10 protein-coding genes are annotated in these 13,201 nt (G+C 37.1%); 8 read left to right on the top strand and 2 right to left on the bottom strand.

Annotated features, from left to right (window positions below; genetic code table 11):
• Nucleotides 1–92: 92 nt before the first annotated feature.
• The 8 genes from ACK1JC_RS02555 (at nucleotide 93) to ACK1JC_RS02590 (ending at nucleotide 9,354) form a co-directional block, all read left to right on the top strand.
• Nucleotides 93–2,162, top strand: coding sequence for an EAL domain-containing protein (locus ACK1JC_RS02555; RefSeq protein WP_409510285.1), 2,070 nt, complete (start codon nucleotides 93–95; stop codon nucleotides 2,160–2,162).
• Nucleotides 2,163–2,476: 314 nt separating this feature from the next.
• Nucleotides 2,477–4,069: a peptide chain release factor 3 gene (locus ACK1JC_RS02560; protein ID WP_409510286.1), complete on the top strand. Its 1,593-nt coding sequence runs from the start codon at nucleotides 2,477–2,479 to the stop codon at nucleotides 4,067–4,069.
• A gap of 84 nt (nucleotides 4,070–4,153) precedes the next feature.
• Nucleotides 4,154–4,993, top strand: coding sequence for a hypothetical protein (locus tag ACK1JC_RS02565; protein ID WP_409510287.1), 840 nt, complete (start codon nucleotides 4,154–4,156; stop codon nucleotides 4,991–4,993).
• A 113-nt stretch (nucleotides 4,994–5,106) separates the two neighbouring features.
• Complete coding sequence (locus ACK1JC_RS02570) at nucleotides 5,107–6,087, top strand: RsiV family protein (protein ID WP_409510288.1); 981 nt, start codon at nucleotides 5,107–5,109, stop codon at nucleotides 6,085–6,087.
• Nucleotides 6,080–6,910: a TatD family hydrolase gene (locus ACK1JC_RS02575; protein WP_409510289.1), complete on the top strand. Its 831-nt coding sequence runs from the start codon at nucleotides 6,080–6,082 to the stop codon at nucleotides 6,908–6,910. Before ACK1JC_RS02570 ends, ACK1JC_RS02575 begins: the two co-directional genes overlap by 8 nt.
• Before the next feature lie 36 nt (nucleotides 6,911–6,946).
• On the top strand, nucleotides 6,947–7,729 hold the full coding sequence (locus ACK1JC_RS02580; RefSeq protein ID WP_409510290.1) for a hypothetical protein: 783 nt from the start codon (nucleotides 6,947–6,949) through the stop codon (nucleotides 7,727–7,729).
• A 56-nt stretch (nucleotides 7,730–7,785) separates the two neighbouring features.
• Nucleotides 7,786–8,556: a ThiF family adenylyltransferase gene (locus tag ACK1JC_RS02585; RefSeq protein WP_409510291.1), complete on the top strand. Its 771-nt coding sequence runs from the start codon at nucleotides 7,786–7,788 to the stop codon at nucleotides 8,554–8,556.
• Nucleotides 8,557–9,354, top strand: coding sequence for a hypothetical protein (locus ACK1JC_RS02590; RefSeq protein ID WP_409510292.1), 798 nt, complete (start codon nucleotides 8,557–8,559; stop codon nucleotides 9,352–9,354).
• A 48-nt stretch (nucleotides 9,355–9,402) separates the two neighbouring features.
• On the opposite strand, the gene dusA is transcribed toward ACK1JC_RS02590, so the two are convergent.
• Nucleotides 9,403–10,425, bottom strand: coding sequence for a tRNA dihydrouridine(20/20a) synthase DusA (gene dusA, locus ACK1JC_RS02595; RefSeq protein WP_409510293.1), 1,023 nt, complete (start codon nucleotides 10,423–10,425; stop codon nucleotides 9,403–9,405).
• Nucleotides 10,426–10,641: 216 nt separating this feature from the next.
• On the bottom strand, nucleotides 10,642–12,873 hold the full coding sequence (locus ACK1JC_RS02600; protein WP_409510294.1) for an NADP-dependent isocitrate dehydrogenase: 2,232 nt from the start codon (nucleotides 12,871–12,873) through the stop codon (nucleotides 10,642–10,644).
• Between the last annotated feature and the right edge of the window lie 328 nt (nucleotides 12,874–13,201).

Consider the following 13,201-nt stretch of genomic DNA (forward strand, 5'->3'; position numbering starts at 1 on the left):
ATCAGGTGAACCACACGTAGCAATGTGTTGTTTTAGGATTTTTTAAATAACTTAAATAACAATAATGGGTTCATTTTGGGAAGTACATTTGTATGATTCATATGAGTTATGATAATGATTTGGTGATAGGTTCTGCCGTTGTTGCGGTCATCGTCTGCTATATCGCTATTTCATTGGAGCAACTTATTTACAATGTAAATAGTCCAAAACAACAAAAAATTCTGATGATTGCTAGCGGTATGATCTTTGGTCTAGCTATTTGGGCGATGCATTTTGTAGGTATGTTAGCCTGCCATTTACCAGAGGGTTATTCTTTTGACCCAGGTCTAACCATATTTTCTTACGTTATTGCTGCAATCACCTCGACTTTTGCCATTTGGTTAACCACACGAAATACCTTACCTTTAGGGCGCCTTATTTTAGGTGCTGTATTTATGGGTGGTGGTATTTCAGGGATGCATTATGTCGGCATGATGGGCTTAAACGTGCCGAATGAAGATATTCATTATGATGGCTTAATTGTTTTGTTTTCAATTCTTATTGGTATTAGTGGTGCTGGTCTTTCATTCTGGTTAGCATTTAAATATAAACAAGCAATTAACCATCGTGGACTTTTAAAGTTTGCTGTTGCTTGCATGATTGCTTTTAGTATTGTAGGCATGCATTACACAGGTATGGCTGGTGTTATTTTCCATACAGTTGAGAATCCAACAGCACTTGGGTTTAATTATGACGAAGGTCAAACCATGCTACTGGTTGCAGTGATTTTTGCAACGTGTTTGACATTGATCGCTGCCTTTGCCGTTGCTGTGCTTGAGTTAAGATTAGAAGAGCGTAATCATCAGCTTTTACTTGCAAATAAAGAATTAGAAAACTTAGCATTACAAGACAATTTAACCAAGTTGCCGAACCGTTTATTTCTGATTGATTACACCAATGCGTTGTTTATGGCGCATCGTCAACTCGAAGGGGACGTAGCTTTTGTCTATATCGATATTGATCGTTTCAAGTCGGTGAATGATGCTTTTGGACATCATATAGGTGATGAGTTATTGGTGAAATTGGCACAACGATTACATCATCAACTCTTAGCAAGTCAGAAGCTGATTCGTATAGGTGGTGATGAGTTTTTACTGATTATTGAAAATACAACGCAAGCGCAGACAGAAGAAATCGCTGCTGCACTCTTACATACGGTTCAAGAAGGTTTTAAAATTTCGGGCAAAGAAATTAATATTTCTGCAAGTATTGGAATCGTACTCTATCCAAAGCACGGCAATGGTTTACAAGATTTGCTAATCAATGCTGAAGCAGCCATGATGCAATCGAAAGAACAAGGTCGGAATACCTATAGTATTTATAATGATTCTATTGATAAGCAACAGTCTAATCGTAGTCAATCGAAACTGATTAATGATTTATATCGTGCAGTAGAAGAACATCAATTTGTTTTATTTTATCAGCCCAAATTTACTGCTGATTATAAAATTTGTGGTGTTGAGGCGCTTATTCGTTGGAAGCATCCAAATTTAGGTTTACTCGCACCTAGTATGTTTATTGAAGGGGCTGAGCAAACAGGATTAATCATTCGTATGGGTTATTGGGCACTTGAACAAGCATGCTCGCAATTACATGAATGGAAAGAAAAAGGTGTTGTTTTTTCTTCAGTCGCTGTAAATTTATCGGCTATTCAGTTTGAACATAAGCAATTAATTTGCCGTCTTGAAGCGTTAATTCAAAAATATCAAATTGCACCAGGTAGCCTGATTATTGAGATTACCGAATCGACCGCAATGCATCATATTGAAACGAGTATTCAAACCTTTGAAAAATTACGTGCTTTAGGTATTCGTTTGGCTATTGATGATTTTGGAACAGGGCATTCAAGTTTCTTGTATTTGAAAGATTTACCTGTCGATGAATTGAAAATTGATCGTGAATTTATTCGTAATTTGACACCAAATTCAAAAGAAGAAATTATTTTAGAAAGTATTATTCAGCTTGCTAAACGTTTAGGATTAGTGGTCACGGCTGAAGGCGTGGAAACGGAATTGCAAGCAGAAATATTGAAGCGTTTAGGCTGTCAGCAATTGCAGGGGTATCTTTTGGGTATGCCATTGCCTGTACAGCGTTTAGAAGAAAGTTATGCTGTAGTCACTTAACTAAAAATCTTGAATTGTAATTTTTATCATTTATTCAGCATGCACAACCATAATATACAAATCATTTTGCTGATCCGAATAGATCTATGCAGTAACTAAAAGAAACTAAAAATTTTATTTGAATCTGCTTAAATTTAGAACTTAGCACTTCACATCTACAATCAGGCGAAACCAATGTAAACATGCAAATCTACTGTCTAAAAACGACCGACAAGATTTTTCGTAGCAGAGTGGAATTCTGCTACAATATCGCCAATTTTATATTTGGATCATTTTTGATCCTTAAAGCTGCGTATTCGCAGTAGGTATTATGCATGAGCTTTAAAAATGAATTAGCAACGCAAGTTGCTCAACGCCGCACCTTTGCGATTATTTCCCACCCCGATGCGGGTAAAACCACCATGACAGAAAAATTGCTGTTATGGGGTAAAGCCATTCAAGTGGCAGGAATGGTAAAAAGCCGTAAATCTGATCGTGCGGCGACTTCGGATTGGATGGAAATGGAAAAAGAGCGTGGGATCTCAATTACCACATCTGTTATGCAATTCCCATTTAAAAATCATGTAATTAACTTGCTGGACACACCGGGACACGAAGATTTTTCGGAAGATACCTACCGTACATTAACAGCGGTTGACTCTGCTTTAATGGTGATCGATGGTGCAAAAGGTGTCGAAGAACGTACCATCAAATTGATGGAAGTGTGCCGTATGCGTGACACCCCCATTATCTCTTTCGTCAACAAAATGGACCGTGAAATTCGTGAACCATTAGAGTTATTAGATGAAATTGAAAATGTTCTAAATATTCGCTGTGTACCATTAACGTGGCCACTCGGTATGGGTAAAGACTTTGCTGGTGTATATAACCTGATTGAAAACAAGCTTTATGTATATAAGGCAGGCTTTGGCTCAACTATTACCGATATTGAAATTCGTGATGGCTATGACTACCCAGACATTCGTGAGAAAGTCGGTGATTTAGCATTTGCATCATTTGAAGAATCACTTGAACTTGTACAAATGGCAAATGATCCACTTGATCATGCTGAGTTTTTAGCAGGACGTCAAACGCCTGTTTTGTTTGGTACTGCACTTGGTAATTTTGCCGTTGATCATGTGTTAAATGCATTTATTCAATGGGCACCTGAACCGAAAGCTCATCCAACACATGAACGTATTGTTGATGCCAAAGAAGAAGGTTTTTCAGGTTTTGTCTTTAAAATTCAGGCAAATATGGATCCGAAACATCGTGACCGTATTGCATTTATGCGTATCTGTTCAGGTAAGTATGAAAAAGGCTTGAAAATGAATCATGTACGCTTAGGTAAAGATGTGCGTATTAGCGATGCATTGACATTCCTTGCGGGTGAGCGTGAGCAGCTTGAAGAAGCGTGGCCGGGTGATATCATTGGTTTACATAACCACGGTACCATTCAAATTGGTGATACGTTTACATCAGGTGAAAAGTTACATTTCACAGGTATTCCACACTTTGCCCCTGAAATGTTCCGCCGTGTACGTCTCAAAGATCCTTTGAAATCTAAACAATTACAAAAAGGTTTGAAAGAATTATCTGAAGAAGGTGCAACGCAGGTGTTCATGCCACAAATCAACAATGATTTGATTGTAGGTGCAGTGGGTGTGCTACAGTTTGATGTTGTTGCGTATCGTCTAAAAGAAGAATACAAAGTTGATTGTATTTATGAGCCTGTAAGCATTAATACAGTACGTTGGGTTTCTTGTGATGATGAAAAGAAATTTAACGAATTCAAGAAAAAAGCCCATGACCAATTATCTTTAGATGGTGGTGGTCATTTGACGTATCTTGCACCAAGTCGTGTAAATTTACAGTTAATGCAAGAGCGTTATCCTGATATTCAATTCCGTTCAACTCGTGAACACTAATTTGTTCTAAAACGGTATTGAATATGGGTAATAAAAACAGCTTCTTTGAGAAGCTGTTTTTATTTGAAAATAAATGTTTTATTTATGGATAAAGGTACTGCTATGCATATATCAGGAAAAGGACTCATACTTATTAGCACATTATTGTTAGTGGCGTGTGATTCGAAACAAGATCAATCAAAAAAAAATTCGCAAGAACAAGCCGTGTCAGAGCCTATACAAGTTGAAAATCCTGATGTGTTGCCGTATTTGGATATGCAAGAAACGAAAGCGGATTATGCATTGCCATTTTGTGAAAAGAAAAACTGTATTGAAATTGAAATTCAAACGATTAAAACTCAAGATACTTGGTTAAATAAATGGATTGAAACACATCAGGCATGGGTTATTCAAAATCAAGTGGGTTTAAATCAAGAAATGACGCTACAACAAGCGGTAAATGCTTATATTAAAAAATCAGATGCTTGGGAAGCTGAATTTCCAAAAAATAAAGCCTATGAGTTGCACATGCAGACGCGTATTGCATCACAGCGTAATCAGTATGTGTTATTACAGGTTTCAGTTGATACGAAACAAGCAGAAGTATCAGTTAAAGCACGCCAATATTTATATGTGGCAGATCGTAAACTTAAGAAAAATTTAACGATTTTAGATGTGATTCAACCCCAAAAACAAAATGCATTAAATAACTTAATTCAGCAAAAGTATCAAGAGTGGCTTGATCAACAAGATATGTTAGTGAAGAAGTCTGCACCCAAAAAACTCTTTTGGGGGCAGTCGGATTGGTTCTTTGATGGAGAGGGTATCGGGCTACATTATCGTGCGGGCGAAATTAGTGAAGATGCGCCACAATTTGATATTTACCTCGATAAAGCACAGACACAGCAAATGTTGAAACCTGATGTTTTCCAAAAAATGTTTTAAGCAATCAATGTGCTATTGATAGCATGAAGCATACAAAACTCAATTGAAAGCAAGGTCATATACAGGATAGGCTTATAGAAGTAAAACGCTCTGTAAGATTCTGAAGGTTGGTAATGTTGATGAAAAAAAATGCTTTAGCTGTGGCAATAATGATGTCTGCATTTGCTATAACTGCTTGTCAGCCGAAAGCTGAAAAAAAGTCAGAGCCTGTTGAGCAGACAGCATCGGCAGTGCAGGATACAACTTTAAAATTACAAGGCGAAACTCAAAAAGTGCCTGTCATATTGCCTGAATGTAATGGAAATCGTTGCCCCGAATTTAGTATTGATCGTTTACGGACCAATCAGGTTTTTGTTGATCAACAGATTGATCAGGCAATTTTACAGAATCTTGAGCGTATGCTCGATATTGGAAAATTAAAACAAGACATTCGAGCAGAAAAAGATAAACAAAGTGCAATAACAGAAGTTGCAACATCGGCGAGTGACGTTGTTACGAATGTGACACCGGTGCAACAAATGGCAATAGAGATTAAACCCTATATCACTGCATTTTCAGGACTTGATAAAGAGTTAAAAACATTGGGTGCAAGTAGTCAAATTACCTTATCTATTAGCCCCAAAATTCTTAATGCAGAGGGTGCATTGGTAACGGTCGTTTTAAATACAAGTAATTATATGGGTGGAGCACATGGTTCATCATCACAAACGTATTATAACTTTGATTTAAAAACCCAAAAATTAGTCGCACTCAACGATATAGTACAATCAGGTCAAAAAGTACAGTTGGAAAAATTAGCTTATGAGGCATTTAAAAAATGGGTAAGAGATTCGCAACTTTCGACTAATCTTGAAGAATACGAGCAAGTGTGGAAATTTAAACTCAGCGATAATTATTATTTAGGAAAAAATGGTCTTATTCTTCAATATGGTGAATATGAAATTGGTCCTTATGTTGCAGGATTGCCACGTTTAGAAATTCCATATACTCAACTGAATAAAGTTTTGAAAAAAGAGTATTTACCTGAAAATGTAAATACTGATCAGCAAAAAGCTGCTTCTACAGTGATGCCGAATAAAGATAAAAGTGAATAGTGCAATTAAACTCTTTGATACACATACTCATTTTGATGTGCCTGATTTTGATCATGATCGGGTACAACTCGCACATCAAGCAAAAGCTGCAGGTGTTGAAGGCTTGGTTTTAATTGGATTTTTACATTCACGTTTTACTGATCTGATTGAAACTCAGCATTTTTTAAATCAATTGGAAAATGCACCGAAAAGTTATCTTGCTCCAGGTCTGCATCCTTTTTTCATCGATCAGCATGAAACTCCTTTTTTACATGATTTAGAACAAATTTTAAGAACTGAAAATTGCGTTGCTGTAGGTGAAATTGGTTTGGATACCTTTAAAAAAGAACATAAGCAACCTGAAGTATTTCAAAAGCAACAAGACTTTTTCTCCGCACAATTAGAATTGGCACAGCAGTTTGAAAAGCCTGTGTTATTACATATTTTACGTTCTCATGCAGATGCGATAAAAATATTAAAAAAGCATAAATTTCAACATGGAGGCATCGCTCATGCATTTAGTGGTGGTGTACAAGAAGCAAAAGCTCTGATTGCAATGGGTTTTAAAATAGGTGTAACAGGGCAAATTACCAATCCGAATGCGAAGAAACTACATAGCGTGGTTAAAGAAATAGGTCTAGAACATCTGGTTTTAGAAACAGATTGCCCCGATATGACACCCTTGTGCTGTCAAGCTTCACATGAGCGTAGAACTCGTAATACGCCTGTTAACTTGCCTTATGTTTTGGATGGTTTGGCTCAGGTACTAGATATGCCGTGTGAAAAGTTGGCAGAGCATCTTTGGCTAAATACAATGCAAGCATTACGGTTAGAAAATGATTAGATTTAAAATAAAATAGAATATTAAAGAGAGGTTAAAATGTTTAAATCTCGTCATTTTTCTTATTTGACTGGTCTACTTTTTTTTGTATTTTCGATAGCTACTCACGCACAGCCACAAGAAAAAATTTTAAAAAAAAATACACTCAATGCTCAGCAAAAAGTGCAGTTTTGCCGACAGTTTGAATCATTCTGTGTCAATGGAAAAGTCAGTAATTTGTTTCAGGTCGAAGGTCAAAAAAATCAATTTTATGTGATTGATGAATTAAGACTTGCGCATATTGATCTGCAAAATAATAATTTTAATTTATTAGAAATATGGGATTTTTCGACTTATCAACCACGCACTCAAAGCGCGCGTTGGGCGGTGTTTGAAAAGAGTGATGATAATAAACAACTATCGATTTTCCCTAAATTGTTTCCTATTAATGAAAATGACTATGCTGTTGGGATTGTTCAAAAATGGCAAGAAGGCTATTCAGGTGGTGGCATGAATGAAGAGGTGGTCGATTTTTTACAATTAAAGGTAAAAAGTCAGTATCAACAAGTATTTCAGAACATTCCTTTGTCGATGTATCGGATGATTCGAGCTTGCTTTTCTGAGGAAGATTATCAACAGAGTCGAGGAAAATGCCATGATGAATACACCCTAAATAGTCAGATTTTTTATGTAAAGCCTTATACTTGGCGAGTGAAATATCATTATCAAGCAGATTACTCACCTACGTCTGATTCAGGAACTCGACCTATTAATCAATATAAAACCTATCTTTTGAATGACAATCGTGAGGATGCTATTCAATTACCTAAAGGTTGGGATTAGCTTTATTAAAGGTGAATTTGCTAAAATAGATAAAATTTCTGTTTTGATAAGCCACAATGACTGATTTGCACCAAGATGATGAATATGACCGCCGTTTTGCAGGTGTTGCTAAAATTTATGGGGGTGAAGCATTTAATCATTATGAAAAAAGTCATGTGATGGTGATTGGAATTGGTGGCGTTGGTTCTTGGGCTGTTGAAGCGCTTGCGCGTACGGGTGTCGGTGAATTAACATTAGTGGATATGGATTCAATTGCTGCATCGAATATCAATCGTCAATTACCTGCAATGACATCGACTTTTGGTCATGAAAAAATTGAAGTGATGGCAGAACGCTGTCGTCAGATTAACCCGCGTATTAAAATTAATTTAATCGAAGATTATTTGAGTGCGGAAAATATCAAAGAAATTCTTGCTGAAACACCTGATTTAATTCTCGATTGTATTGATGATGTCAAAGCGAAATTAGCGTTGATGTTACATTGCCGTTTTAATAAAATTCCGTTGATTGTGTCGGGTGGGGCCGGTGGAAAATTAGATCCGCTGAAAATTCGTGTCGCTGATTTATCAAAAACCGAACAAGACCCAATGTTGGCAAAATTACGGACGCAACTTCGTGGCATGGGTATTTGTAAAAAGCCAAAAGAAAAGTTTGGTATTACTTGTGTCTATTCAATTGATAATCCATTCTCAAGCGCAGATGTCTGTGCTAGTGCAGGATTACGTTGTGGTGGTTATGGTTCGGCAGTGGTGGTCACTTCTAGTTTTGCCATGGTGGCTGTGGCTGAAGTTCTGAAAAAGTTGGATCAGATAAAATTGAGAGAATAAGTGAAAAAATTAAATATTAAAAAAAATACAAACCCTAAAATCAGCCAAGAAGCACATGAATTGAATCAATATGCATGGATCAATGATGTGAGTGATTGGCAAGATTTAATGGGTGTTTATCAACAATTAAAACAACAAGTTGCACCCAAGAAAGTGCTGTTAATTTTAGAAGATATTGGACAATGCAACTATACGTCTATGCATGCATCTATGAATGATGCGTTGTATTTTGATCCATCTGAATATATAGGCGATGTGAATGGTGAGGAGGAAGATATTCTTTATGAAAATTCTCAGCCTCTGGCAATCAAATATTATCTTGAGCAATTGTCTAAAGCTGAAAATCAGGTCGAATTTAAAAACTTGAAAGCGAAATCTAAATATTCACAAGAAGATTTCGACTTGCTCATTCAAATACACGAATACCCTGAAAAGATTTTAGACTCAGCAATTGAAACTAAGTTGGTGAATGTAGAGCTAGAATCTGAAAAATTTGTCGCTCAATTGAATGGTTATTTTTCTTGTGATTTCAATCCAATGGAAAGTTTTTCATTAATCCAATACTTGGAAAAAAACTTTGCCTTGGAATATATTGGACTAGGGGCTAGTTTATTTTTCTTTATTAAAACAGCGCAATTTAATTCAATAAATAATCAGAAACTTATAGATGAATTAACTACAATTTATGGGTTTGATTCGATGATAGTGGAATTTTTTAAAAAACATTTAATGACGCATGACTATTTGATTTTGCCGTATGTGGAGTCACTTGAAGTGTTTGAAGGATGTTTGGACTAAAAACTAAAATGGCTAATTACGAAGTGAATTAGCCATTTTAGTTTTAAATCACTGTGAAATCGCTTGCTCTTTAATATAATCCTCAGTACGTTTCATTGCTTCTTTTATATTCATAATAGCATTTTCAACATCGGCAAAAGTTTTGGCGTTACCACCACTTAAAGCCTGACGCCATTTACGTGCACCTGGAAGATTTTGGAATAAACCTAAAATATGACGAGTGATAATTGAAAGAGGTGCACCTTCTTGCATACGTTTAGCAATGTATGGCAACATTTGATCCATCATTTCAAAACGATCAGGTAAATCTAAATTCCACAATTGTCCAATTTCAGCTAATAGATATGGGTTGTGGTATGCCTCACGACCAATCATTACACCATCAACATATTTTAAATGTTCTTGAGTTTCAGCAAAGGTTTTAATACCACCATTGATTTCGATGAGTAAGTTTGGACGATCTTTTTTTAAACGATAAACATCTTCATAACGTAGTGGTGGAACATCACGGTTTTCTTTAGGCGATAAACCTTGTAGCAGGGCAATACGAGCATGCACAATAAAATTGTCACAGCCTGTTTTCGCAACAGTATCGACAAAGTGCAACATTTCTTCATAAGATTGCATGTCATCAATTCCGATACGGTGCTTCACTGTTACAGGAATATCAACTGCATTACGCATTTCGGAAATACATTCAGCCACTAATTCAGGCTCTGCCATGAGGCAAGCACCAATCTTATTATTTTGCACACGATCACTCGGGCAACCGACATTCAAATTAACTTCGTCATAACCCCAGTCTTGTGCCATTTTGGTACAAATTGCTAAGTCTTTCGGATTTGAGCCACCAAGCTGTAACACAATTGGATGTTCTTCATTGTTATAGTCTAAATGGCGATTTGCTCCACCGTAGATGATTGCACCTGTTGTGACCATTTCCGTGTAAAGAATGACGTTAGGATTAAATAAACGTGCAAAAAATCGGTAATCTTTGGTTGTCCAATCCATCATCGGCGCAACACTGATTCGTGGGGATAGTTTACTGTCAATGTTTGGAGTACTCAGCATTTTAAAATCTAACCTTTAATCAGTGTCTTGAATCTATTGAAGCTCGGGAGTGTAAATTCACAATAGTTTAAATACGATTTAATCATCGTTAATTTGGGGCGTATTTTAGCATAAATTGAACAATCGTTCATGGCGTTAAAACTTACAGATAAAAAGAAGCCGATGCATATGCATCGGCTTCTTTCATACATCGACTAAATTGCCGAAAGTATATTTTTAAACACTAGCAAGTGCTGCATTAAACGTCGCACTCGGACGCATTATTGCATTTACTTTCGCTGTATCTACAGCGTAGTAACCACCGATATCAACAGCTTTACCTTGTACTTCTGCAAGTTCTGCAATGATCTTATCTTCATTTTCAGCCAATGCTTTTGCAAGTGGTGCAAATTTAGATTTCAATTCAGCATCTTCGTCTTGAGCAGCGAGTGCTTCGGCCCAGAATTTCGCAAGGAAGAAGTGGCTGCCACGGTTGTCTAATTCACCTGTACGGCGTGATGGTGATTTGTCGTTATCCAATAATTTACCTGTCGCTTGATCAAGGGTTTTAGCAAGCAATTTAGCATGAAGATTGTTTTCTTTAATGCCAAGCTCTTCTAAAGAAACTGCAAGCGCTAAGAATTCACCAAGTGAATCCCAACGTAAGTGGTTTTCTTCAACAAGCTGTTGTACGTGCTTAGGAGCAGAACCACCCGCACCTGTTTCATACATACCACCGCCCGCCATTAACGGAACGATTGATAACATTTTAGCAGAAGTACCCAATTCCATAATTGGGAATAAGTCTGTTAGGTAGTCACGTAAGATGTTACCTGTTACAGAAATCGTATCGAGACCACGAGCAACACGTTCAAGCGTATAACGCATTGCACGTACTTGAGACATGATTTGGATATCAAGACCAGTGGTGTCATGATCTTTCAAGTATTTTTCAACTTTCTTGATCAATTCATTTTCGTGTGGACGGTATGGGTCAAGCCAGAAGATTGCAGGCATGCCTGAGTTACGTGCACGAGTAACAGCAAGTTTAACCCAGTCACGAATCGGTGCATCTTTTACCTGACACATACGCCAGATGTCGCCTTCCTCAACGTTTTGCGACATCAATACTTCACCTGTTTCAAGGTCAGTAATGTTTGCAATACCTGCTGAAGAAACTTCAAAAGTCTTGTCGTGTGAACCGTATTCTTCAGCTTTTTGAGCCATTAAGCCTACGTTTGGTACTGTACCCATCGTACGTGGGTCAAAGTTACCATTCCATTTACAGAAATTGATCATTTCTTGGTAAATACGAGCAAATGTCGATTCAGGCATTACAGCTTTACAGTCGTAAGGTTTACCATCAGCACCCCACATTTTACCGCCACCACGAATCATTGCAGGCATAGAAGCATCTACAATCACATCGTTAGGTGAATGGAAGTTAGTGATGCCTTTCGCAGAATCAACCATTGCAAGTGCAGGACGATGTTCTTGGCAAGCATGTAAATCTTCGATGATTTCTTCACGTAAAGATGTCGGTAAAGTTGCGATCTTTTCATAAAGACCAGCCATACCGTTGTTTACATTAATACCCAGTTCATCAAACAATTTACCGTGTTTTTCAAATGCATCTTTATAATAAATTTTCACACAGTGACCGAATACGATCGGGTGTGAAACTTTCATCATGGTCGCTTTAACGTGTAAAGAGAACAAAATTCCTGCTTCTTTACAATCATCAAGTTCTTTTTCATAGAAATCGCAAAGCGCTTTCTTGCTCATGAACATTGAGTCAATGATTTCGCCATCAAGTAACGCAACTTTTTCTTTAAGAACAATGGTTTCACCAGTTTGGGTGATCAATTCCATTTTTACGTTACGAGCACGGTCAAGCGTCATTGATTTTTCACCATGATAGAAGTCGCCTTCTTCCATGTGAGAAACGTGAGTTTGTGACCATTGCTTCCACTCGCTCATAGAGTGCGGGTGTTTCTTAGCATAGTTTTTAACAGCAGCAGGTGCACGACGATCTGAGTTACCTTCACGAAGTACAGGGTTTACAGCAGAGCCTAAGCATTTGCCATAACGAGCTTTAATTGCTTTTTCTTCGTCAGTCGTTGGATTCTCAGGATAGTCCGGAATCGCAAAGCCTTTAGATTGAAGCTCTTTAATACATGCAGTCAACTGAGAAACAGAAGCACTGATGTTTGGCAATTTGATGATATTTGTGTCAGGATCTTGAGTAAGACGACCAAGCTCAGCAAGGTTATTCGGTACTTTTTGCTCTTCGCTTAGGTATTCATTGAATTCTGCGAGTACACGTATAGCTACAGAAATGTCAGTTTTGACAATTTCTACGCCAGCCGGCTTAGTAAAGGTCTCAATGATCGGCAGTAGTGAGTAAGTTGCCAATAATGGCGCCTCATCGGTCAGTGTGTAAATGATAGTTGACTTTCCACCAGCCATATATAGCCCCTTGCTTTAGATTGAGTTTGAAAGAACTGAACTTTTGGTTCAGTCCTGCGAACCACTTTGCTTAATTAAAACATTTAAAATCTTGGTGCGCTTAGCACTTCAGCCAAAGCAATATCTTGTTATATTGCCATCTAGCTGAAAAAATATACACATTAGTGTTGTTCGCCAATAGCTTTATTCTACTTGAAATTTAGTCTTTTTTCGAATCGAAAGATATTTGTCAATCTCTATAGTGACAAAATGTGAAGCAAATTACGTCAGTTAAGAATTTATACTAAACGTGATGATAAAATATATTTATCAAAAAATTCATGGTTTT

The organism is Acinetobacter sp. TY2, assembly GCF_046269225.1.
Lineage (GTDB): Bacteria > Pseudomonadota > Gammaproteobacteria > Pseudomonadales > Moraxellaceae > Acinetobacter.

Bases quoted from the DNA above. Each gene is read 5' to 3' on its own strand.
- ACK1JC_RS02585 (WP_409510291.1), top strand. From the start codon at position 7,786: ATGACTGATTTGCACCAAGATGATGAATATGACCGCCGTTTTGCAGGT.
- dusA (WP_409510293.1), bottom strand. From the start codon at position 10,425: ATGCTGAGTACTCCAAACATTGACAGTAAACTATCCCCACGAATCAGT.
- ACK1JC_RS02600 (WP_409510294.1), bottom strand. From the start codon at position 12,873: ATGGCTGGTGGAAAGTCAACTATCATTTACACACTGACCGATGAGGCG.
- ACK1JC_RS02565 (WP_409510287.1), top strand. From the start codon at position 4,154: ATGGATAAAGGTACTGCTATGCATATATCAGGAAAAGGACTCATACTT.
- ACK1JC_RS02580 (WP_409510290.1), top strand. From the start codon at position 6,947: ATGTTTAAATCTCGTCATTTTTCTTATTTGACTGGTCTACTTTTTTTT.
- ACK1JC_RS02570 (WP_409510288.1), top strand. From the start codon at position 5,107: ATGTTGATGAAAAAAAATGCTTTAGCTGTGGCAATAATGATGTCTGCA.
- ACK1JC_RS02555 (WP_409510285.1), top strand. From the start codon at position 93: ATGATTCATATGAGTTATGATAATGATTTGGTGATAGGTTCTGCCGTT.
- ACK1JC_RS02560 (WP_409510286.1), top strand. From the start codon at position 2,477: ATGAGCTTTAAAAATGAATTAGCAACGCAAGTTGCTCAACGCCGCACC.